General features: G+C 40.4%; 17 protein-coding genes. 4 read left to right on the top strand and 13 right to left on the bottom strand.

Annotated elements, in window-relative coordinates; all coding sequences use genetic code 11:
- Window positions 1-72: 72 nt before the first annotated feature.
- Both LBYS_RS13095 and LBYS_RS13090 read left to right on the top strand, forming a co-directional pair.
- A complete protein-coding gene (locus LBYS_RS13095; protein WP_013409324.1) occupies window positions 73-1476 on the top strand; it encodes a sensor histidine kinase in 1404 nt (467 codons plus the stop codon).
- A complete protein-coding gene (locus tag LBYS_RS13090; RefSeq protein WP_013409323.1) occupies window positions 1473-2132 on the top strand; it encodes a response regulator transcription factor in 660 nt (219 codons plus the stop codon). Before LBYS_RS13095 ends, LBYS_RS13090 begins: the two co-directional genes overlap by 4 nt.
- On the opposite strand, the gene LBYS_RS13085 is transcribed toward LBYS_RS13090, so the two are convergent.
- From LBYS_RS13085 to rpoB, 4 genes are all read right to left on the bottom strand, one after another.
- Window positions 2109-2759: a DUF2306 domain-containing protein gene (locus tag LBYS_RS13085; protein WP_013409322.1), complete on the bottom strand. Its 651-nt coding sequence runs from the start codon at window positions 2757-2759 to the stop codon at window positions 2109-2111. The genes LBYS_RS13090 and LBYS_RS13085 overlap by 24 nt on opposite strands.
- Window positions 2760-2836: 77 nt before the next feature.
- Window positions 2837-3640 (bottom strand): LytR/AlgR family response regulator transcription factor, encoded by an 804-nt coding sequence (locus LBYS_RS13080; protein ID WP_013409321.1) that lies wholly within the window; start codon window positions 3638-3640, stop codon window positions 2837-2839.
- A gap of 48 nt (window positions 3641-3688) precedes the next feature.
- Complete coding sequence (gene rpoC, locus LBYS_RS13075; RefSeq protein ID WP_013409320.1) at window positions 3689-7996, bottom strand: DNA-directed RNA polymerase subunit beta'; 4308 nt, start codon at window positions 7994-7996, stop codon at window positions 3689-3691.
- Window positions 7997-8026: 30 nt separating this feature from the next.
- Window positions 8027-11884 carry a DNA-directed RNA polymerase subunit beta gene (gene rpoB, locus LBYS_RS13070; RefSeq protein ID WP_013409319.1) on the bottom strand — a complete coding sequence of 1286 codons (3858 nt, stop codon included), beginning with the start codon at window positions 11882-11884 and terminating at the stop codon, window positions 8027-8029.
- Window positions 11885-12251: 367 nt separating this feature from the next.
- Between rpoB and LBYS_RS18400 the strand changes: the two genes are divergently transcribed.
- Window positions 12252-14084: an outer membrane protein assembly factor BamB family protein gene (locus LBYS_RS18400; RefSeq protein WP_013409318.1), complete on the top strand. Its 1833-nt coding sequence runs from the start codon at window positions 12252-12254 to the stop codon at window positions 14082-14084.
- Here LBYS_RS18400 and LBYS_RS13060 read toward each other — a convergent pair.
- The 9 genes from LBYS_RS13060 to LBYS_RS13020 all read right to left on the bottom strand — a co-directional run bounded on the left by LBYS_RS13060 (window position 14081) and on the right by LBYS_RS13020 (window position 22901).
- Window positions 14081-14755: a LytR/AlgR family response regulator transcription factor gene (locus LBYS_RS13060; RefSeq protein ID WP_013409317.1), complete on the bottom strand. Its 675-nt coding sequence runs from the start codon at window positions 14753-14755 to the stop codon at window positions 14081-14083. The two genes, LBYS_RS18400 and LBYS_RS13060, sit on opposite strands and share 4 nt — an antisense overlap.
- On the bottom strand, window positions 14756-16426 hold the full coding sequence (locus tag LBYS_RS13055; protein WP_013409316.1) for a sensor histidine kinase: 1671 nt from the start codon (window positions 16424-16426) through the stop codon (window positions 14756-14758). It lies immediately after the preceding gene.
- A gap of 428 nt (window positions 16427-16854) precedes the next feature.
- Window positions 16855-17646 carry a DUF6268 family outer membrane beta-barrel protein gene (locus LBYS_RS13050; protein WP_262494828.1) on the bottom strand — a complete coding sequence of 264 codons (792 nt, stop codon included), beginning with the start codon at window positions 17644-17646 and terminating at the stop codon, window positions 16855-16857.
- 141 nt (window positions 17647-17787) lie between these two features.
- Window positions 17788-19062, bottom strand: coding sequence for a group II intron reverse transcriptase/maturase (gene ltrA, locus LBYS_RS13045; protein ID WP_049781352.1), 1275 nt, complete (start codon window positions 19060-19062; stop codon window positions 17788-17790).
- Between the two features lie 637 nt (window positions 19063-19699).
- On the bottom strand, window positions 19700-20080 hold the full coding sequence (rplL, locus tag LBYS_RS13040) for a 50S ribosomal protein L7/L12 (protein WP_013409314.1): 381 nt from the start codon (window positions 20078-20080) through the stop codon (window positions 19700-19702).
- 62 nt (window positions 20081-20142) lie between these two features.
- Entirely contained in the window at window positions 20143-20676 is a 534-nt protein-coding gene (rplJ, locus tag LBYS_RS13035; RefSeq protein ID WP_013409313.1) for a 50S ribosomal protein L10, read from the bottom strand.
- A gap of 2 nt (window positions 20677-20678) precedes the next feature.
- Window positions 20679-21380 (bottom strand): 50S ribosomal protein L1, encoded by a 702-nt coding sequence (gene rplA, locus LBYS_RS13030; RefSeq protein ID WP_013409312.1) that lies wholly within the window; start codon window positions 21378-21380, stop codon window positions 20679-20681.
- A 53-nt stretch (window positions 21381-21433) separates the two neighbouring features.
- The gene (gene rplK / locus LBYS_RS13025; protein WP_013409311.1) at window positions 21434-21871 is read right to left on the bottom strand and encodes a 50S ribosomal protein L11; all 438 of its coding nucleotides are present in this window, start codon (window positions 21869-21871) and stop codon (window positions 21434-21436) included.
- A 319-nt stretch (window positions 21872-22190) separates the two neighbouring features.
- Window positions 22191-22901, bottom strand: a complete 711-nt coding sequence (locus tag LBYS_RS13020; protein ID WP_013409310.1) for an LOG family protein — start codon at window positions 22899-22901, stop codon at window positions 22191-22193.
- A 147-nt stretch (window positions 22902-23048) separates the two neighbouring features.
- Between LBYS_RS13020 and LBYS_RS13015 the strand changes: the two genes are divergently transcribed.
- Window positions 23049-24650 (top strand): PNGase F N-terminal domain-containing protein, encoded by a 1602-nt coding sequence (locus tag LBYS_RS13015; RefSeq protein WP_013409308.1) that lies wholly within the window; start codon window positions 23049-23051, stop codon window positions 24648-24650.
- Window positions 24651-24652: the final 2 nt, after the last annotated feature.

Here is a 24652-nt window from a genome sequence, read left to right as displayed (position 1 = left end):
TTTGCCAATCAGTGCGAATTAGTGTGAATTGATCCTTAAAAAGGGAAAGGATTGTTTAATTTTACTACCCTTATGAAGAAGAAAATCCGTCTACTACTTTTTCTGTTCGCCAGTTTGTTCCTCACTATTGTAGGCCTACAGGTCTATTTCAACTGGCTGACCTGGAATTCCGAACAAGAGATCTTCAAGCGAAAGGTTCATGAGAGTCTCGTAAGCGCAAAAGCCAGAACATGGCAAGATCACCTAAATAAAAGCGCAAGCCACTTAGCCACGTTTCTACGGGATAGTACGGAAATTTCCTGTCGATGGAATCCCGAAAGCTTTACAACCACATTTACCATTAAAGACAAGGATAGCAGCTCTATAGGCCAACACACTGTCACCTTAAGTTTAGACCAGATTAAAGCAAGATATGACCGCATAACTCCCGAAATAAGGGAGAAATTTATACTACAGTTTTGCGAGAATATTAAAAGTGATTTAAAGAATTCAACGCTGTGGTACTATACCGCAAACATTGGTAGACACATGGAGAAATACTATTTCTACCAGCCCATTGACCTGAGAGAAATGGAGCAAAATTTTTCCAATGCACTTGCTGAGAATGGAATCCATTATCCCTTCCTAGTCAATGATTCTTTAAGTGGAGGATGGTCAACTGAAAAAGTAGATTTGAGCCTGTATAAACCACATGGTCCTCACTACTTTTGGGCAAGCTTTAATCCTCCCATCACCTACTTTTTAAAGCAACAGCTGGTATCTATCATAGGAACCTGGATGCTGATCGCTTTATCTCTGATTACATTCTTATGGATTTATAAAACCTTGTATACCCAGGAAAAATTAAGTGAGGAGAAAGATCTTTTCATTACAAATATGACACATGAGATACAGACTCCTGTAACTGCTATTCAGTTGGCTTCTGAAGCTTTAGAACAATTAGACTGCACAGAAGAGGAACGTAGAATCTTCCTAAAAAGGATATCCAAAAATGCAGCTTCTCTGGCCCAGCTTAGTACTGAAATTCTACTAGAATCAAAGCTTGGTACCCAAAATGAGATTTTGCACCTAAAGACCGTGATTCATGAAGCAGCACAACTTTTCCCTAATCTAACATACCAATTAGACAGAGATCATTTAATTATGGGCAAAAAGGAGCAGTTATTCCGGGTTTTCAGAAATCTATTTGACAATTCCACCAAGTACAATAATAATGAGAATGTTGTGGTTAAAATAGATGCTTTTACTAAAGGTAAAACCTTAGAAATTCGAGTATCTGACAATGGTATAGGTATACCAGTGGAACATAGTGAAAGAATTTTTGAACGATTTTACAGAATACCTTCTACTGAGGTAAGAGGTTTTGGGGTAGGTTTAAGCTATGTTAAGAAGATTATTGAAGGGATGAAAGGAACTATTAAAATGGTATCGGCACAGGGCGGAGGTAGCACATTCATCATAACTTTACCCAAATGAATCTATTTTTAGCTGAGGATGACGCCTCCTTACAGGAAATTTTAGCCATCAGTTTACGTAAAAGGGGCCATGAAGTAACACTTGCAAATGATGGTGTTGATGCCTTATTAAGCATTAAAGAGCATACGTTTGATTTGCTAATTCTAGACGTGATGTTACCCAAACTCAGCGGCTGGGACCTTGCTGAAACGGTGCGTAAATTTCAATCCAGCGTGCCTATACTATTCATTACAGCTAAAGGAGAAAAAGAAGACATGATTCAATCCTATATCTCAGGGGGAAATGACTTTCTTCGTAAACCTTTTCATTTAGAAGAGCTGTTTTTCAGAATTGAAGAATTAGGTAAGCGTACGGATAAGATGGAGCAATTTCAATTGGGAAAGTTCACCTTTAATCCCGTCAGACAGGAGCTTAGTTTTCTTCATAGTACTCAAATTCTCTCCCACAAAGAGTCTGCCTTATTGCATTATCTATGCCAAAAAAAGGGAGAACTTTTACCCAGAAAAGAGGTGCTTCTTGCGCTTTGGGGAAATGATGACTTCTTTAGCGCAAGAAACATGGACGCTTACATTTCTAAATTGAGAAAACGACTAAAAGGGGATGAAAATGTCCAAATCCTAAATATTCGGGGTTTAGGATACAAACTTATTACTTAGTCGGCCCCAGCTCCTACTCCATCTCACTATCAAGGGCACCAAAATCAGGCTTGGAAGAAGCCAAGCTATTGCTCCCGGTAGGAAAGTATTATTGACCACCACAAAGGCCGTCAGAGAGGAGATATAGGAACCGGCCATTCTTTGTATGTGTCTTACTAAACCAAAGTTCTTGTACTTACTCTTACCTCTCATGGTTAAGTAGTCTTGACGAGCAAAATTTAAACTGAAGCCTCCAAGAATGAATAGTACTATTCCAAAGTTCTTGGATTGAAGGACCAATAAAATTCCCCAAATAGCAAGTACGATCCCTGCGAGAATTAAGATTCCCAGGTACAAATGATCAATCCAATAGAAGTCTGACACCTCTTTAATTCTTAAATATCTCCATCCGGATAAAAGCATATACAGACTAAATATGCTTACCATAAAAAGGAAAAGATTAGGATGTATATAGGACATGGGCATGGCACAGAAACAAGCTGTACTTAGAGCATAGAAATAGACTTTCCCTAACCATCTATGTTTCTGATCACCTTTTTTGGACAACATCACCACTCCTCCACTGACCAAGCTAACTCCTCCTGTAAGGATATGCAGAGCTAAAAAAAACATAAATATTTTCTCCATCTTCAATAAGTTTATGGAGCAAAAGTACAGGCAAAAGTATAGGGAAATATAGGCTTAAAGGGCTTTTGGGGCGATGATCAAAGCTTTTGGGACGAATGAAAAAGCTCTCTAATATCTGAATACTTTCTTGAAACTGGAATCAGAATTTCTCCATCCAGCAAATGCAATTTATACCCTTGGGCATTCCCGCTTACCTTTTGCACTTTTTCTAGGTTGACCAAATAAGACCTGTGGCACCTGACCACCTGCGACCCTACTAATTGCTTTTCTAATCTATGGAGAGAACTTCGAATGAGTTCTCCTTTCAACCTCCCCTCCTCTTTGTGGAAAACGGTAGAATAATTATCTGTAATTTCTACGTAATACAGTTCTTTGAATCTATAGATATCCTTTCCATTTTCAGCCACTAAGACCACATCTCCTTGATGAGGTACTGAAGGTAATTCTTGAGGTTTTGAATACTTCTTATTTAAGGAGGCAAATCTGTAGAGTACGCTTATGCTAATGGGAATACTTCCTATTAGCGTTACTAAAAGGAAGACAAATAGCGGATGTGCAAAGTTTTCTCCGTAGTAATAATGGTGAAAGAAAATAATGCCTAAGGTGATGGAACAGAGTATACCTAGATTCCCCATTATTTCCTTTTTTACGGTCCAATTCTCTTCCTTGTAGAAATCAGGAAATAGGCTTGGAAACACCAACCTATATATGAGGGTGATAGTACATACTATACTGCCATATGCTATGGGATAAGCAGAATGTTCAGGGATTAGACCAAGGCCTAGGGGTCTAAAGATCCAGAAAAACAGAGCCACACCAAGTCCCTCTAAAACAGAAGATCTTATATTCTCCCAAAAAGTGCGATCTGGCCTCGGAAACATAGCCCAAAGATAAAAAAAGCGCCCCACTTCTGTGAGGCGCTTCTAAGATTAATCTACATACTCTCTTTTTCGAGGCTCTGCAGCACGGGCAGCGTTTGCAGCCTGTATCTCTTCCAGAGAATTAACCTGAATATTTTGGTACTTTCTACGTCCTGTACCGGCAGGAATCAAGTGACCTACGATCACGTTTTCTTTCAGACCGGCTAAATCATCGCGTTTACCTTTCACTGCAGCTTCAGAAAGTACTTTAGTAGTTTCCTGGAAGGATGCAGCAGATACGAATGATTCAGTACCTAAGGATGCCGTAGTGATACCTTGAAGGATAACTTGAGAAACTGCTGGTTGAGCATCTCTCACGGTCATCTGCTTCTTGTCTTCACGTTTCAAGCGACTGTTCTCGTCTTTGAATTCACGAGTAGAGATGATCTGACCAGGTTTGTAGTTTTCAGATGCACCAGCATCTACTACTACTTTCTTATCAAAGATCTTATCGTTTTCTTCACGGAACAACCACTTATCTACCGCTTGCATTTCAAGGAACATGGTATCACCTGCGTCTAACACGTCTACTTTTTGCATCATCTGACGTACTATTACCTCGATGTGCTTATCAGAGATTTTCACCCCTTGTTGACGATATACCGCTTGAGTTTCATTTACCAAGTACTCCTGAACGGCGGTTGGTCCCTTAATTCTAAGGATATCCGCAGGTGTAATAGCACCGTCAGAAAGTGGTTCACCGGCACGGATGAAGTCACCTTCTTGTACCAGGATCAACTTAGATAGAGATACCATGTATTTCATCTTGGTACCGTCTTTTGCTTCTACGAAGATCTCTCTGTTACCACGTTTGATGCTACCATAAGAAACTACACCATCAATCTCAGAAACTACTGCAGGGTTAGAAGGGTTACGTGCTTCAAATAGCTCAGTTACCCTTGGAAGACCCCCTGTAATATCTCGGTTCATGTTGATCGCTCTTGGGATCTTAGCAAGGATTTGACCGGCTTTCACTTCTTGTCCGTTTTCCACCATTAGACGGGCACTTACAGGAAGGTTATAGTCTTTCGTCTCACCGCTTGCTGACTTAATGATGATAGCAGGGTTTTTCGCTCTATCCTTAGAGTCAGTGATCACTTTATCACGGAAACCGGTCTGTTCGTCAGCCTCCTCTCTATAAGTTACACCTTCTTCAATGGATTCGTATTCTACTACCCCATCAAATTCTGTCATGATCACCGCGTTAAACTGATCCCAGTTACACAATGGTGCACCTTTTTCCACAGTCTCTCCATCTTTTACAAGCAGAGTTGAACCGTAAGGTATGTTGTTAGAGATTAGAAGTTGGTTAGTAGCCGGATCGATGATACGGATTTCTCCACGACGACCGATCACGATAGTATTAACTTCACCCTCTTTGTTTGTATATTCTACTGTTCTAACATCTTCGAAGCTGATCTTACCTGGGAACTTCGCTTTCAAGTTCGCTTCAACGGAAACGTTCATCGCGGTACCCCCGGTGTGGAACGTACGAAGTGTCAACTGTGTACCAGGCTCACCGATAGATTGAGAAGCAATTACACCAACAGCCTCACCTACGTCAACCATTCTACCAGAAGCAAGGTTTCTACCATAACATTTAGCACAAACCCCTACTTTAGTTTCACAAGTCAATGGAGAACGAATCTCTATGGTTTCAATTGATGTTTCATCTACACGCTCAGCGATTTCTTCAGTAATCTCCTCTCCTGCTGCCAGAATCAATTCCTTAGTTATAGGATCGATAATGTCATGAACAGAAGTTCTACCAAGGATACGCTCAGAAAGTGGTTCGATTACATCATCGTTTTCTTTCAATGCTGAAACGTTGATACCTCTTAAAGTACCGCAGTCTTCTTCGTTCACTACAACGTCTTGAGCCACATCATGAAGACGACGAGTCAAGTAACCCGCATCGGCAGTTTTAAGGGCAGTATCCGCAAGACCTTTACGAGCACCGTGAGTAGAGATAAAGTACTCAAGAACATCCAAACCTTCTTTAAAGTTAGAAAGGATTGGGTTTTCGATGATCTCACCCACAGAACCCGCGATGTTTTTCTGTGGCTTGGCCATTAGACCCCTCATACCACCTAACTGACGAATCTGCTCTTGAGAACCCCTTGCTCCAGAGTGCATCATCATATATACTGGGTTGAAACCTTGTCTGTCGTTTTCCAACTGACGCAACAATGTCTCTCTCAAACGAGTGTTAACTCTTGTCCAGATATCGATGATTTGGTTATAACGCTCACGTTCAGTGATGATACCAAACATATAGTTGTTTTGTACCTCTTCTACTTCTTCACGAGCATTATCAATCAGACCTTGTTTTTCTTCAGGGATCATGATGTCACCTAAACCTATGGAAAGACCACCACGGAAGGCCGACTGGAATCCAAGTTCTTTGATATCATCTAGGAACTGCGCGGTACGGGCAAAGGATACTTCCTTAAATACCTTACCGATGATACCTTGAAGCTTTTTCTTGGTCAAAAGTTCATTGATATAACCTACTTTCTCAGGGACGAATTGGTTAAACAATACCCTACCTGCTACAGTATCGATCATTTTTTCTACCAACTCTCCGTTCTCATCTTTCACTTTTGCTTTCACTTTGATGAAGGCATGTTTAGAAAGACGACCTTCATTCAAGGCTATGATCACTTCTTCCGCACTATAGAAGATCTTGTCTTCTCCTAAGATTGGCTCTTCAGGAGTAGAACGTTTTCCTTTAGTTACGTAATAAAGACCAAGTACCATGTCCTGAGAAGGTACGGTAATAGGTGCACCGTTAGCCGGGTTAAGAATGTTATGCGAAGACAACATCAAGATAGAGGCTTCCATAATAGCTTCCTGGCTCAAAGGCACGTGAACAGCCATCTGGTCACCGTCAAAGTCGGCGTTAAACGCGGTACACACTAGAGGGTGTAATTGGATAGCTTTACCTTCCACCAGTTTAGGTTGGAAAGCCTGGATACCCAAACGGTGTAGTGTAGGAGCACGGTTTAGCAATACAGGGTGTCCTTTCAATACATTCTCAAGGATATCCCAGATCACCGCGTCTTTTCTATCTACGATCTTCTTCGCAGATTTCACCGTCTTAACTATACCTCTTTCAATCAGTTTACGGATGATAAACGGTTTGAAAAGCTCAGCGGCCATATCTTTAGGAAGACCACACTCGTGCAATTTCAATTCCGGACCTACCACGATTACCGAACGACCAGAGTAGTCCACCCTTTTACCTAATAAGTTCTGACGGAAACGACCTTGTTTACCTTTCAACATATCAGAAAGGGATTTCAAAGCACGGTTACCATCTGATCTAACGGCGTTTACTTTTCTAGAGTTATCAAATAACGAGTCAACAGCTTCTTGAAGCATACGTTTCTCGTTTCTCAAGATCACTTCAGGAGCTTTGATCTCTAAAAGTCTCTTCAGACGGTTATTACGGATGATCACTCTACGGTACAAGTCGTTCAAGTCCGAAGTAGCGAAACGTCCACCATCCAAAGGAACTAGAGGACGAAGTTCCGGTGGAATAACAGGTACCATACGGATAATCATCCACTCAGGTTTGTTCTCAATACGAGTTTGAGCATCTCTGAAGGATTCTACCACTTTCAAACGTTTCAAAGCTTCCGCTTTTCTTTGTTGAGAGTTATCCGTAGCTGCCTGGTGACGAAGTTCGTAAGACAATTCATCTAGCTTCAAACGAGAAAGAAGCATATAAAGCGCTTCAGCACCCATTTTAGCGATGAATTTCTGAGGATCTTCATCAGGTAACATTTGGTTTTCTCTAGGCAATTTGTCAAGAACGTCCAAATATTCTTCTTCAGTCAAGAAGTCCATTTGGCTTAAACCGTCCTCTTCTTTAATACCAGGCTGAATTACCACGTAACGTTCGTAGTATATTACTTGGTCTAGTTTTTTAGAAGAAAGGCCTAGCAAATAACCGATTTTGTTAGGAAGGGATTTGAAGTACCAGATGTGAGCTACAGGAACCACTAATTCAATGTGTCCCATACGTTCACGTCTAACTTTTTTCTCTGTTACTTCTACACCACAACGGTCGCAAATGATTCCTTTGTAACGGATTCTCTTGTACTTACCGCAGTGACATTCCCAGTCTTTCACCGGACCGAAAATCCTTTCACAGAACAAACCTCCCATTTCTGGTTTGTAGGTTCTATAGTTGATGGTTTCCGGCTGAGTAACTTCACCGTAAGAGCCTTCCAGAATGGATTCTGGAGAGGCCAAGCTGATGGTGAAGCTATTAAAATCGCTATTCAGCTTTTTATTTTTCTTTAGTGACATTTTCTATTCTTTGTTTGAAAATGATTACAATTAATTAAGAGTGATCTCTAGTGCAAGTCCTCTTAGTTCGTGCACCAATACGTTAAACGATTCCGGAATGCTAGCTTTAGGTAAGTTTTCACCTTTAACTATGGCTTCGTATGCTTTCGCTCTTCCGAGTACGTCATCGGATTTCAGCGTAAGGATCTCCCTTAATACATGTGACGCACCGAAGGCTTCCAGAGCCCATACCTCCATCTCTCCAAAACGCTGACCACCAAACTGAGCTTTACCACCCAGAGGTTGTTGAGTAATAAGAGAGTATGGTCCGATAGAACGAGCGTGCATTTTATCGTCTACCAAGTGACCTAGCTTCAACATATACATGATACCCACTGTTGTAGGCTGGTCAAAGCGCTCACCCGTTAAACCGTTATATAGGTATGTACGACCGAATTCTTGTAGACCTGCTTCTTTCAACTCAGCTGCCACTTCTTCGCTAGAAGCACCATCAAAGATTGGAGTAGCATATTTACGACCTAGCTTCTTTCCGGCCCATCCTAAACAAACCTCGTACAGCTGTCCGATGTTCATACGGGAAGGTACACCTAGTGGGTTTAGTACGATGTCCATGGTAGTTCCGTCTTCAAGGAATGGCATATCCTCGTCTCTTACGATACGAGCCACAACCCCTTTGTTACCGTGACGACCGGCCATCTTATCCCCTACTTTCAGTTTACGTTTCTTAGCGATGTAAACCTTAGCTAGCTTAACGATACCCGCTGGAAGTTCATCACCTACTTCAAGAACAAATTTCTCTCTCTTGAACACACCGATGATTTCAGATCTTCTAGTCAAATAGTTTTTCACTAATTGTACCAAAAGGCTGTTCGTTTCAGCATCATTAGTCCAGCCTTCCAAGATAATATCACCCAATAAGTTTGCTTCTTCAGGCACGTTATAAGTGCTTTCATCCACAAATGGGTTTTTCTCTGGGAATAGGTTATTCGTAATGTTCGAACGGTTAAACTTAACTCCTTTAGAGATTAGTTCTTCTCCGAATTTATGTTTCACACCATTAGAAGTTTTACCGTCTAATAGAGTTACCATTTTATCAATCATTACTTCTTTCAAGGCAGAAAGGTCTTTGCTGTGTTTTACCATCAGACGTTTAACTTCCTCCTTGTGTTTCAAACGTTCTTCTTTAGAAGGTCTAGAGAAGAGTTTGGTATCAATGATCACCCCTCTTAGAGATGGAGGTGCTTTCTTAGAAGCATCTTTCACATCACCGGCTTTATCACCGAAGATAGCTCTCAATAGCTTCTCTTCCGGAGTTGGATCAGACTCTCCTTTAGGAGTAATCTTACCGATAAGGATATCACCTTCTTTGATGTGAGTACCTACACGTACTATACCGTTTTCGTCCAGGTTCTTAACTGCTTCTTCAGATACGTTTGGAATTTCAGAAGTTAATTCTTCCTCTCCCCTCTTCGTATCACGTACTTCAAGGTCAAATTCCTCAATGTGGATGGAAGTAAAGATATCTTCACGAACCACACGTTCAGAGATTACGATGGCATCCTCAAAGTTATAACCTTGCCAAGGCATGAACGCTACCTGAAGGTTACGTCCTAGAGCAAGTTCACCACCCTGAGTAGCATAACCTTCTACAAGGATTTGTCCTTTCTTAACTCTTTGTCCTTTTAATACAATAGGACGAAGGTTAATACATGTATCCTGGTTAGTTCTACGGAACTTGATTAATTTATAAGTAGTGAAGTTCGTATCGAAGCTTACTAATTTCTGGTTATCTGTCCAGTCATAGTTCACTACGATCTTCTCAGCATCTACATAGTCAATCACCCCGTCTCCTTCTGCTACAACTAGCGTTCTGGAGTCACGAGCTAATTTACCTTCCAAACCAGTACCTACTATTGGAGCTTCAGGACGAAGTAAAGGCACTGCTTGACGCTGCATGTTCGATCCCATCAAAGCACGGTTAGCATCATCATGCTCCAAGAAAGGAATCATAGATGCCGCAATAGATACGATCTGGTTAGGAGCGATGTCCATATACTCGATCTCGTCTGGAGACTTCATTGGGAAGTCACCTTCGTAACGACATTTCAAAGTATCTACTGTAAAGCTTCCATCAGGATTTACATCTGCAGTAGCCATGGCAATGTTCTTACCATCTTCCTCTTCAGCCGTTAGGTATTCGATTTTTCCGGTCAACTTACCGTCTTCAATCTTGTTATATGGAGTCTCGATGAAGCCCATAGAGTTGATTTTCGCATAAGTACAAAGCGAAGAAATCAATCCAATGTTTGGACCTTCAGGAGTTTCAATAGTACAAAGACGACCATAGTGCGTATAGTGAACGTCACGAACCTCGAAACCTGCTCTTTCTCTGGATAGACCACCAGGTCCTAAAGCGGATAGACGACGTTTGTGAGTGATCTCCGCCAATGGGTTCGTTTGATCCATGAACTGAGACAACTGGTTAGTACCAAAGAACGAGTTGATTACAGAAGACAAGGTTCTTGCATTAATCAAATCTACCGGTTTGAAATCTTCGTTATCTCTAACGTTCATTCTTTCTTTGATGGTTCTGGCCATACGGGCTAGACCTACACCAAACTGTCCGGACAACTGCTCTCCTACGGTACGTACACGACGGTTAGATAAGTGGTCAATATCATCCACTACTGCTTTAGAGTTTATCAAACCGATCAAATACTTCACGATAGAGATGATATCCTCTTTAGAAAGAACTCTAGTCTCTAGTGGAGTATCCAAATTCAATTTGGTATTTACTCTGTAACGTCCTACTTCTCCTAAGTCATAACGCTTGTCAGAGAAGAACAGACCTTGGATAATCTCTCTCGCTGTAGCTTCATCCGGAGCTTCAGTGTTACGAAGTTGACGATAGATTTGTTCCACCGCTTCCTTCTCCGAGTTAGAGCTATCTTTTTGTAATGTATTGTAGATAATGTTATACTCAGAAACGTTGGCATCTTCTCTGTGAAGGATAACCGACTTTAATTCTGTGCTAAGGATCAATTCTACATCGTCCTCAGTGATAACGGAATCCCTCTCCAAGATAACCTCGTTACGATCAATAGATACTACTTCACCAGTATCCTCATCCACGAAGTCTTCTGTCCAAGTTTTCAACACCCTTGCTGCTAATCTTCTACCCACAACCTGCTTCAAGTTATCACGAGTAGCCGCGATTTCTTCAGATAGTCCGAAGAGATCCAAGATTTCTTTATCCGTTCCAAATCCAATAGAACGAAGTAGTGTAGTCACTGGAAACTTCTTCTTACGATCAATGTACGCATACATGACGTTATTCACGTCAGTAGAGAATTCGATCCAAGATCCTTTCATTGGGATCACACGTGCAGAATACAACTTCGTTCCGTTTGTATGCTTACTCATAGAGAAGAACACACCCGGAGAACGGTGAAGCTGAGAAACGATAACACGCTCTGCTCCGTTAATCACAAAAGAACCTCTTGAGGTCATGTAAGGGATGTTTCCTAAGAAAACCTCCTGCTCAATGGTCTCAAAATCCTCGTTGTCTGCGTCATTACAGGTCAATTTTAATTTGGCCTTCAATGGTACAGAATACGTCAAACCTCTATCGATACACTCATCTACAGAGTATTTTGGCTGGTCAATGGTGTAATCCACAAACTCTAGCACATAGTTCTCGCGCGAGTCTGCAATCGGGAAGTTATCCATGAAAGTTTGATACAAGCCTTCCGCTCTGCGGCTTTCAGCAGGTGTATCAATCTGGAAAAACTCTGTGAATGATTGCAATTGGATATCCAGAAAATCAGGATATTCTAACGCGGGCTGAACACTTGCAAAGGACTTCCTTCCGGTTTCTGTCAATTTCAAGGTTTAAATTGTTTTAATGTTTAACTACTGAAAAAATGCTGACAATAAGCGCATTGTCAGAAAAAATCGCAGTGAAGACCCCTTTGCATCAACCCCTACGAAAGGTCGAAGTGTCTCGGGCATAAATGGTGGTTTGTAGGTAATCCACTTAATACGTGCGTATAATAAATGTTTCCTTACTTTGCACCAAAAGAGTGCAAAATTATTTAATCCTGTCGACAAATGCAAGTTTTTGATTAGTATATTAAGAAATTTAATTCGAGACACTTAAAGCCACTATAAGATTAAAAATTGATTAGAAAATTAAACCGGCCTTTTTTATAAAGTTAGAAATGGTTATAATTACTTTGCCACTAACACATCAATCATGAGAAAGTTACTTTTCCCACTCATATTACTTTTATTATCAGCGTGTACAGAAAGTGATTCGCCATCTAAAAAGGAAGAGATTTCAGCTGAATTTACTTTTCAATTTCAAAGCAAAAATCTTGTACAATTCACTAGCAAAGAGACCAATGCTGATAGTTATCAATGGGAGTTTGGAGATGGTAAAACTTCCAGTGAAGCTAATCCTTTGCACAAATATGACAATAATGGAAGTTACAAAGTAACCCTGACCGTAAAGTCGGCTAATCAAAATGTTTCAACATCTCAAAATCTAGAGGTTTCTGATATCACAAAACCTATTTCACAATTTACCTATGAAATCAAAAGTAGGGGAGTGGTAGAGTTTAAAAGCAGTGCCAGCTTTGCTACAGAGCACCATTGGGATTTCGGCGACGGAGAAAAATCCCATGCAATAAACCCCACACATACCTTCAAAAACAATGGAAACTATACGGTTTCCCTAAAAGTAACGAACGAGTTTGGGGAACATTCCAGTTCGCAAAATCTTGCTTTAACTCAGGTTTTGCCCCCTGAAGCCAATTTCACTTTTGTGATAGACAAAGGGAAAGTGAGCTTTACTAACCGCTCCGCGAATGCTGATTCCTTCATCTGGGATTTTGGAGATGGAGCATCCAGCCTAGAATATCATCCTGTTCACACCTATAAGAGTAACGGTAGTTATATTGTCAAATTAACAGCAGCAAATACTTTTGAACAGCACGTAATAGAAAAGACCGTTAGCGTCACCGGCTTAGGACCAAGTACAGCAAACCAAACCCTATACCTAAGTACGTTTACTAATAAGACTATCCTTGAAGCTTTAGATGCTTCCACCGGTGAACTTAAATGGGCAAGAGACGGATACGAGGGTAGGATAGAAGGCGCCATTACTGCAGTGGGTAACACACTCTATTTCTGCACCAATACTCATCTTTATGCGGTAGATGCTTCAAATGGAAACGTTAGATGGAGATACAATGCAGGCTCTTCTGGAAGCCCTTTGGTTCAAGACGGACGAGTGTATTTTGGTTCAAATAACCATCATGTCTATGCTATTAATGCCTCAAATGGGAACGTGATTTGGAGTACGCCTGTTGCCTCCGCAATCAGCGCCAGTGTCATCCTGGACAACCAAATCCTATACGTAGGAACTCATGCACCTTCAAGTGGAGGTGGCGGAATCTTCTATGCTTTAAATGCTTCAAATGGAAGTATCCATTGGCAAAGAGGGACCTATGGAGGCTCCATGAATACTAAGGCTCAGATCTCAGGGAACTACGTATATTTCGGCGGTTCCGTAGGTATCCATATCCTTAACAAGCATCAGGGCTCCGGGCATGAAGGCTTGATAGCATATTCCTTCAAGCAGATTCAGAACTCTAGTCCTATCGTAAGCGACCAGCATATCTTTGGAGTTGTAGATGGAAATGTCTTCCAGCGCATTGATGTGATCAATAATGCTGATATTTGGTCTGTTAACTTAGGTACTAGTGACCATAAAGCAAGCCCTGTATTAATAGGAAACACCTTCTATATCACTGCACGCAGCAAAGTTCTTTCCATAAATAAAGGAAATGGTGCTGAAAATTGGTCATTTAATGGGTCCAATTTTAGTTCGAGGAATGTTACCTATGCCAATGACATTGTATATGTCACAGATAATAAGGGCAGTTCTAGTGAGTTACTAGCACTTGATGCTAAGAATGGGCAAGTGATCTTCCGGACGAATGTGCAGGGAAGCTCGGGAGATATTACCGTAATAGGCAAAGATGGGAAATCCTGGTACCCCGGATCTACAGGACAAAATCCTTAATTCAAGGCTTCTTGTACGTGGGCAAGGAAATTCTTTGAAACGGGAACACTTTTCCCGTCTACAATCAGCTGCTTAGAGTTAAAGTGGCTGATTTTTTCTTTGTTGACAAGGAAAGCTCTATGCGTCTGGATAAACTGGATAGACGGAAGTGTATCCATGGCTTGTTTAATGGTACTTCTGTATCTATATACCTCATGTTCGCAGTGAACCAACAAGTAATTACCGTCAGATTCTAAAAATGAGATTCTGGATAGAGGCACCCTAACGTTCAGGTCTTCATCTTTAACGATAAGAAAAGGGGAGGGGCCGGATTCCGAATTCCTTAAGGCCAATTCTACCGTATTTATCAGGTCCACACTTTTGAAGGGTTTGGTCAAATACCCCATTGGAGTAGTAGCTATGGCCTTTCTTACTATATCCTGTGTCTCAAAAGCTGTCAGATAGAGGAAAGGTATGGCGAATTGAGATTTGATTAAATGCCCCAGACTTATTCCGTCTGTTTTACCCAAATGAATATCTAGAATAGCCAAATCTACCTTTTCGTATTTGAGCACCTTCAAAGCTTCATCAGCGCTCATGGCTTCCAGAACTTTATAATTTTCTTCCTGTAGCACCTTCTTAATCAGGCGACGGTTAAGGAAATCATCTTCAACTATGAGAATATTTTTCATTTATTGAAACACTATTTTTATTTCAAATCCATTGGAATTGCGGGTAACTACGTGGCCTTGCAACTGCTGAATTAGACCTTTAATGATCTCCATTCCCAGAGCACCTTCTCTTACTTCATTGAAATTATATCCTTTTCCATTATCCATATAAAGAAAATTAAAGCTTCTTTCTTCTTGCCATACGTGCAGATAGATTTTACCTTCTACCTTATCTGAGAAAGCGTGTTTAATGCTATTTGAAATTAATTCTACTAAGATCATTCCTAATGGTAAGACTTTGGAGATCTCCATTTTGTCCATTTGGCAACTGATATCAAGCTTCACTTTCTTAGCCAAAGAACCATAAGAATCTCTCACCAGATGGGCAAGACTTAAGAAATATTCCTCTAATCTAACAAATTGAATGTCTTCTGAGCTGTTTAGTCGGCTATAAAGCATAGACATGGAATGAATGCGGTTTTTGTTTTCCCTAACCAGTTCTTCCATATTACTAAAATTGACTGCCTCTTTTTGGATCTCCAAAATACTGATCACATGCTGCAGATTATTTTTTACTCTATGCTGCAGTTCTTTTAAGAGTACGGATTTCTGTTCTACTAAGGCCTGAAGATCATCTCTTTGACCCGCGATTAGGGCATTTTGAGCAGAAATTTTCCTATTCTTTCGCAGCAACTTGATGGACAAAAAGGTAACTATCAAAATAAGAACCACAGCTACCCCAATGAAGATCTTTTGTATTTTGATCACACTGGAGTTTCTGACATTCTCAAATTGCTGTTGCATGGTCCGCACTTTAACTAACTCTTCTTTATTCAGGTTGGCCACCATGGCTGAATATTTAGCATTTTGGTAGGCATAAGCAGAATCCAGGTTTTTCATCTTATAAAACCACTCGGCCCTTTGTCCAAAAATCAACTCTTTATAATGGTCATTTACTACCTGGATGCCTGCAAATGATGAATCGCTATACTTTTTTGCCAATTCCAGGTTATCCATACCCAAATAATTCCTAGCTATGTTATGATAGATAACAGGCTTACCCATAACATTATTAAAATGTTTATGTAGGCTTAAAACTTCTTTGTAGAGCTGATTGGAATGCTCATATTCCTTTTTCTTGTAAAATATTGAACCTTGAACTATTTGTCCATCTATTATAGATGCGCTGTCTCTGTAGGTAATGCCTAAGCGGACCGCTTCCATAGCAGATATCAGAGCTTTGTCCCATGTAGATGGATTTTGGGAAAATAGAATAGCTCTTCTTACCAATACTTTCGGTTTTAAATAAGTGTATTTTTCTATCCAAAATTCTGCCTTTTCAAGAAATTTTTGGGCCGTTGAGTATTGATTTAACTTCTCATAGCCTAATGCCATTTGAATGTAAATACGACAGAGTAAATCAAAATTTCCTTTCTGAATGGCTTTATTTTCAAGGGAATGTAGCATCTCTAGAGCTTCATGATTTTTATCTATGCGCTCAAGAAGAAGGGCTTTTCTGAAATTGAGTTCGGATTGTTTATTTTGATTAGCATCTGGAAGCAAATGATCTATGACCTGATCGCAGGTCTTAAATTGCTGATATAGAATAAGGCTATCCAGTAATATGAGATCCTGATCAATGATTTGTCCGAAGGTCGGAAAAGTAAGGAATAGGAATAGGGTCCACTTCATATTCGCAAGTTATGAATGCGAATTTATTGTACCTAAGCAAATCTACGGTTTGGGAGAGCCGCAGATCTGCAAAAGGACTCATTTTAGGGGAATTATTTATGCATAGGGTTCTATCCGGTTTCGAGATAGGCTACAAAAGTAGAGTAGGAGAGGAAATCGGGAAAAAATCTGGGATAAAATGCAAGAAAATAGGGACAGAATGTCGCTACAAAACTTAAAATTCCTTGGTCCTCTGATAAATTACATCTTTTTAAATGGAGATTAAATTCTGCACATAGAGAGAGAAAAAGCAATCATTAAATGCTGCTAAATCCTGTTATAGTATCCCATTTTCTATTAAAACATCTATTCCACGAGTAAGAAAGCATGCTCGAACATACTTCCATAAAGATTTCAGCATTTAGAAGAAAGTATAGATATACCTTTACTTACAACAAAAAGGTGTATTCTACATTCCATCTGCCTCCTTTGGTGGTTAAATCTGCCAAAGGTTCTTCATTTGCCTTTATATCAAAGTTGTACAATTTCCACTTCATCTCTTTCGGCTCCTGATAATATCGTAACCGTTGACTGAGAGTTAGACCAATGCCGGCCTGAAAACGGTGATGTTTCTTAAAAGTATATTGTAGGGAACTCATCAAGGTCCACCCTGTAAGTTCTATTACTGCTTTCTTCACTTTAAACGTTTCAGCGTGCCCGGCACCCTCACTTACCCAATTCCACTTATCCTTGATGATATAGCTTATTTTGGGCTTGATAGGGAGCATGCCACTAACTTTCCATCTATTGTTTAGCTTCCAATCCACCGAGGCAATGGGAATCCACATATGCGCATTAAAGTGATGGTTATATATCGTTCCTACACCTGCTACAAGAGCTTCTGAAAAGCGCTGAGTATAATTACCCACAATTCTATAGCGTAAAACGTCTTTAGAACCTGCATTAAAGTCACTGAATGCACCTATTAAAAAGCCCAACTGAATACTGGAATTCTCATTTAGAGCCAGTTTCCAAAGCAAGTTCAAATCAAGTCCTTGTAAACTCCGGTTTAATTGAGGATGTAAGCCAGAAAATTGATCGTGAGTGTAAATCCATTTTCCGCCTATGAGATGCTTAGCATTTTTATAAATAGGGAACAAGACACTGGCCTCGAAGTGATGGTTTTGACTCTTCAGTGTATCTCTATTTAGTACGTTATTTGTATAATTTACATTAACAATCTCTTGCTGAGCCTGAAGTGGGAGAGAGAAAAAAAGTAAGCCAAAAAATTCTTCATGTGTAATCGAGTAGGAAGATAGGGATTATTTCCCTATCTGTCCTCTCACACCACCCGGCATACGGATCCGTACCAAGGCGGTTTGTTAGAATAACGTCGTTTGATGCGTTGTTCTCCAGTAATAGTAGTCTGCAAATCCTTCGTAACCTAATTTAGTAAAGTATGAGTTTGTTAGCGTTGTTTGAACGATAGGGCTTGTCCCTGTCCGAGTATAGGATTTACGGGTGTTCGCATGTTGGTAGGCAAGCCAGCGTTTGGCTCCCAGTTTCATTAAGTTCCGAATTCGATTACCTGCGGTCTTCCATTGCTTCCAAAGCAGAACACGCAAGCGTCTTCGCACTAGTTCATCTAGTGTTACCATCACCTTCTTATTCGTTGCTATACGAAAGTAATCCACCCAGCCGTGAATAATTTGCCGTAGTTTAGTCAGTCGCTCATGCATAGGAGTAGCTGTATTACGTCGAGTATTTTGACGTAACTTCTCTCGGATTCGTTCGATACTCTTTGCAGAGATACGAATCTGCCAATCTCCTTGAGTTTTGAAGAAACTAAAGCCGAGTAAACTACTTTGGGAAGGTTTGCTTACCTTACTCTTTTCACGGTTCACTTTCAGTTTTAGTGTAGATTCGATGTAACTGGTGATGTTGCGCATAATACGAGTGGCGGATTTATTGCTCTTCGCGTAGATACTACAGTCATCCGCATAACGTACAAATCGATGTCCACGGGAGCTGAGTTCCGTATCCAGTTCGTTCAGGATGATGTTTGACAAAAGTGGACTTAAAGGACTGCCCTGTGGTGTGCCCTTGGTTCGCTTTTGTTCAAGACCATGATCCATAATCCCACAACGAAGGTATTTCCCGATCAGCGCTAGGACTCGACGATCCGTAATCTTCTTGCTCAAAAGATGCATCAGTATGTCGTGGTTCACTTGATCGAAGAATTGTTCCAAATCAAGTTCAACGACCCACGTGTAGCCCAAGTTCAGATACTCTTGCGCTTTAATGACGGCCTGATGAGCATTACGATTCGGACGGAAGCCGTAGCTGTTATCGTGAAAATCACCCTCATACTTTAACCCAAGCCATTGGGAAATGCTTTGCTGAATAACACGGTCGATGACCGTTGGGATACCCAGCATACGCTTGCCGCCACTTGCTTTGGGAATCTCTACTTTCCGAACAGCTTGTGGGCGGTAAGTGCCAGAGAGAATATCCGATCGCAGGGATTGCCAGTGCGTGTTAAGGTAGTCACGAAGATTATCGATCTGCATACCATCAACTCCGCTAGCACCTCCATTAGAGATGACACGATCAACTGCGTGTTTGACATTTCGGATGTGTAATATCTCTTCCAACATAGTATTACTAAAAAAAAACCTCAGGCATTGTGTCCACTTCGTTGCACGACTCAGCTAAGCTCCTCTTGCATTTTACTATCAGTTTCCGACCTACCCTCATGCAAGCAGTTCTCTTATGTGGTTCGGCTTTTAACACTTCGTCATAAACTTCATGGTTCCTTTGCCATTCTAACATTCAGACCTTCCCCTGTATAAAGTAGAGAAGCAGGGTACTATGTCCTCTGCTGACTTCTGACTAAAGCATACTAGCATTATTATTCTGCTATATGTTTCTTCGCGGGCATTCGCGTATACCTTTGACAGAGTTTAGTCAGATCTCCCCAGGTAAGAACAATAACTTTCACCTCATATATCCGCTACATTTACCATAGTGTTTCCGTACAGTTTAGGGCTTTGGCTTGTTTTGCAGCCTCACCCAACACTTGCGGCCTTGTATGTAGTTTCTGTTCGTCGGATCGAGGTTTTGCCTCAGACTTCCTTCAGATTCCACCTCACGGTGGACACCCTTGTCATAAGCTAACACTTCCCACTGTAAAGGCGTGTTCGGGACTTACACCCTAGAGTTATTGCACATGCTGGGCACACAAAAAAAAGACACTGCCGTTTGGCAGTGTCTTTTGTATCAAATATATATAAATTATTTGATTTCAACTTCAGCACCAGCTTCTTCCAATTGTTTCTTAAGAGCATCAGCTTCGTCTTTAGCAACACCTTCTTTCAATGCTTTAGGAGCGCCATCAACTACTTCTTTAGCTTCTTTCAAACCAAGACCAGTTAGGTCTTTAACTAACTTAACAACTTGAAGTTTGTTAGCACCACCTGATTTCAAGATTACGTCGAAAGAAGTTTTTTCTTCAGCTGCAGGAGCATCAGCACCAGCTGCAGGACCAGCAACTACTACTGCACCACCAGCTGCAGGCTCGATGCCATATTCGTCTTTCAAAATTTGAGCAAGCTCGTTAACTTCTTTAACTGTTAAGTTTACTAATTGTTCAGCAAAAGCTTTAATATCTGCCATTTTTATAAAAATTTAGATAGTTTAAAAATTAAATAAAGTGGGGAAATTCCCCGATAAAAAAATTAGGCTGCTTCTTTCTCAGAAAGAGTTTTAAGAATACCAGCCAGGTTTTGACCACCACTCTGCAAAGCGCCAATAACGTTTTTCGCAGGAGATTGAAGTAGTCCGATTACTTCGCCAACCATTTCGGCTTTCGACTTCAATTTCGATAGAGCATCCAATTGGTCGTGACCAATGTACAATCCACCGTCAATAGAAGCACCTTTAAGCTTAATTGATTCTTTGTTATCTTTTAAGAAATCTTTGATCAAGGTAGCTGCTGCCTTTCCATTTTCAGGATGGAACATGATACCTGAGAATCCTTTAAGTACTGAACCTTTGAATGACGTGTAATCTGCATCAAGTGTAGCAAGAGCTTTTTCTATAAGCGTGTTTTTTACTACCACATATTCTATACCTGCTTCGAAGCATTTGCGTCTCAGTTGGTTAGTTTTAGCCACTGAAAGACCGCTAGCATCTGTAATATAGAAAAATGGGTTAGCAGCAAACTTCTCGCTCAGCTCTTGAATGATAAGTGCTTTCTCTTCTCTTGTCATGATTACAGTCCTATAATTGTTGATTTATCAATCTGAATACCAGGACTCATTGTACTGGACAATGAAATACCTTTTACGTAAGTACCTTTTGCCGAAGATGGCTTAAGTTTGATCAAAGTCTGAATCAATTCGTTTGCGTTTTCAGCTAGTTTTTTAGCGTCAAATGAAACTTTACCGATTCCTGCATGAATGATACCTGTTTTATCAACTTTGAAGTCAATTTTACCAGCTTTCACTTCTTGCACGGCTTTACCTACTTCTAAAGTAACAGTACCTGATTTAGGGTTTGGCATTAGACCACGAGGACCTAAAACTTTACCTAATCTACCAAGTTTAGCCATTACAGTAGGCATAGTGATAATCACATCGATATCCGTCCAGCCTTCTTTCTCAATCTTCTGAATGTAATCATCAAGACCTACGTGATCTGCACCAGCTGCTTTAGCTTCTTCTGCTTTGTCAGGAGTACAAAGTACAAGTACACGTACTTGTTTACCAGTACCATGAGGCAAAGCAACAACGCCACGCACCATTTGGTCAGCTTTACGAGGGTCTACACCTAATCTTACGTCAATATCAACTGAAGCGTCAAATTTAGTGTAAGAGATCTCTTTCAGAATTTTCGCGGCTTCCTCTAAACCGTACGATTTCTCGATATCGAATTTAGCTAAGGCCTCTTTTCTTTTTTTGCTTATTTTAGCCATAATTGTTGGTAGTTAACGTTCGACTCTCTGTTCGAACTCCCATGAATAATTAATTAAAACGGTCTTTCACCCGTAATGTTCAAGCCCATGTTATTAGCTGTACCTTCCACCATTTTCATAGCAGACTCTATAGTAAAGCAGTTCAAATCAGGCATCTTGGTTTCAGCGATAGTTTTCACTTGATCCCAAGTCACAGAACCTACCTTGTTACGGTTAGGCTGATCTGATCCTTTCTTCGCTTTAGAGGCATCCAATAAAAGTACTGCAGTAGGAGGGGTCTTAATTACGAAATCAAAGGATTTATCTGTGTAATATGTAATTAACACAGGAACCACTTGTCCCATTTTATCTTGAGTTCTAGCATTGAACTGCTTACAGAACTCCATGATGTTAATACCCTTAGAACCTAAAGCAGGACCAATCGGAGGTGCAGGGTTAGCCTGTCCACCTTTGGCTTGAAGTTTTAAGTAGCCTGCGATTTCTTTCGCCATCTTTCTTTTGTTTTAAAATTTGAGAAATACGAACTAACGAACTCAATCTTACTCCTAACTTTCTTAAGTCACAATCAGAAAGGGGACCAAGACGATCATCCGATTCTCCAAAGTCTGTCTTGTACTCTCAGGGGAAGCGTAACCTGCTGATTACAGGACAAGAGGACAAACAGAACTCCGCCATTTTAGACTCTTCGCCTAAAATGGACTGCAAAGGTAGTAGAAATAAATTGACAAACAAATAGTTATCTGAAAATTATCTGTAAATCCTACTATACCACCTCAAGCGTACGCATAAAAAAAGGGGTTTTAAAACCCCTTACTTCTTTTCCCCTAAAATAATTCTAGGTTTTAAGCGCAATCCGAAGTTTCCATCTGTTTTTTGTCGGATAAACTCCACCGCTTCATCTATAGAATCAGTAACAATAAATAGATCAGGATCTTTTAGAGATATGGTCTTTTGGTCAACCATACTTTTAATATGCTTTATCATATGATCATGATATTCTGAACCAAAGACCACCACAGGAAACTGCTCAATCTTTTCTGTCTGAATTAGGGTCAAAGCCTCAAAGAATTCATCTAGGGTTCCAAAGCCTCCCGGACAAATCACAAAAGCATACGAGTATTTGATTAACAAGGTCTTTCTAACGAAGAAGAACTTAAAATTGACAAATTTATCCAGATACGGATTTGCATGCTGCTCATGCGGTAATTCAATATTACAAGCCACTGAAGGTCCACCTGCATCTTTAGCACCGCGATTTGCTGCCTCCATGATTCCTGGACCTCCGCCTGTCATTATGGTAAAACCTAATGTTGAAATCCTGGCAGATAGTTCCCTCGCTTTTTTGTAATATATATGATTCTCATCAAAACGGGCAGAACCAAATACCGTAACACAAGGTCCAACGAAATGCAAAGTCCTGAAACCTTTGATAAACTCCATAAATACATCTACTGCAAATCTAAATTCTTTCCATCTGGTCCGTGGTCCTTCCAGAAATCGGGTTTCTGAGTTTCTTAACATCGTTTCTTAATTGGTTATATTGGCAATATAATGACGAGAAAGCAGTGAAAAAAATTTTATAGAAGCCTATCTCCTTCCCCCAATTTTCCTCATTTTTCGCATTGACTAAGCAAAAGCACTTATATTTAGCCATCTATTTTCTAAATTATGAGAATCCTCCTTCTATTCCTGAGCTTTTCTACTTTTGGACAAAATCTAAAAATCGAATACGAAACCTTTTTTAATGATAAATCCACGGGCAGACCTCTTTATGCTTATGCTCAACCTGAAAAAACCTATCTAACTACAGAAAGAGTAGGAGGGGAGCAGACCCTTTATACTGCTAAAAGTAAAACCATCACCTACATCACACCGCTGGGGGAAGGTAAAACCATAGGAGGTACAGACACCCTCAAGTACAAGTACACCTTTGCAGAAGACAGGAAAGAGATATTAGGTTATACCTGTCAAAAAGCAGTCAGCATAGTTAATTCTAACACCATAGAAATCTGGTTTACTAACGCACTTCCGTACTTTGTTGCACCCAGTGCCATAGGAATAGAACTGGGAGCTGTGTTAGAAGTAGTTAGGAATGGAAACCAGGTTACCAGGGCAAAAAACATTGAAAAAACGAGTTCATTCCCATCTCTTCCCACTTACACCTCACATGATATCTTAACCTACAGAGATATCCTATGGAAAAACCGCTTCACCGCCATAACTGTTTTAGATCATGAACTAATAAACTGGAACGAAGAAACTAAGGCCAAAGAAGGGGTTATGCGCTTCGCAAATGGAACACTATTAGTTAAAAAAGTGAAATTTCCTACCATAGGATTTGATACTCAAGTATTTGTAGAACTGAAACAAAGATCTAACGGAGATGCATACGACAGGACAGGCTCTGTCTTTATTATACCGGAGAGTAATGCACTCAACTTCTTTGAAGGTTTACAAAACGGACTGGATAAGATCCCTCAACTAACTAGTAAAGACGGGGAGGTATACCAAGGGTATCATCTGACCAACAACTATTTACCGAACGTAGAACTGATGCGCTTCTTCACATCCTTTGGTATAAATCATTACAATTATAATGCCATCAAAGGTAAAGAGTGGTTAGATCATACGAGCTTCCGACAAGAAATTTCAGAGCTTCGTAGCCTTCTCAGTGATAAAGAAATTTATGTAGGCACCTACATAGGCAACTACGATAAAGGTTGGCATGAAGTCAGCCTGGAGATCACTTTGCACAAAGGAGAGAATGCATACCATAGATTTGATTTTGCCCTGCCTCTATTTAATACGGTCAATGTGATGGAAATGGGAGGACAGAATTACTCGACCTTATTTAAGGATGAAAATGGACTGAATGTAGAATTTACCCTTGAACATGATCTTAAAGACGCCCAACTGAGATACATTACTACAGGTCATGGTGGATGGGGAAATGGAGATGAATTCCTACCTAAAAAGAACACCATTTACCTCGATAACTTTGTGGTACATAGCTTTACTCCTTGGCGACAAGATTGTGGTTCTTACCGACTTTCCAATCCCGTATCAGGGAATTTTGCCAGCGGACTGTCATCTTCGGATTTGAGTAGATCCAACTGGTGCCCGGCCACTGTCACTAACCCTGTATATATAGAATTAGGGGATTTAAAGGCAGGAAAACATAGCATACGCGTAAAGATTCCTCAGGGGCAAAGGGAGGGAAGTAGTTTTAGTTTTTGGAACGTGAGTGGCGTCCTTCTGGGAAAAAAATAAGG

Origin of the sequence: Leadbetterella byssophila DSM 17132 (assembly GCF_000166395.1) — a bacterium.
GTDB lineage: Bacteria > Bacteroidota > Bacteroidia > Cytophagales > Spirosomataceae > Leadbetterella > Leadbetterella byssophila.
Note: the sequence above shows the minus strand (reverse complement) of the source record. Positions and strands in the feature narration are given on the sequence as shown.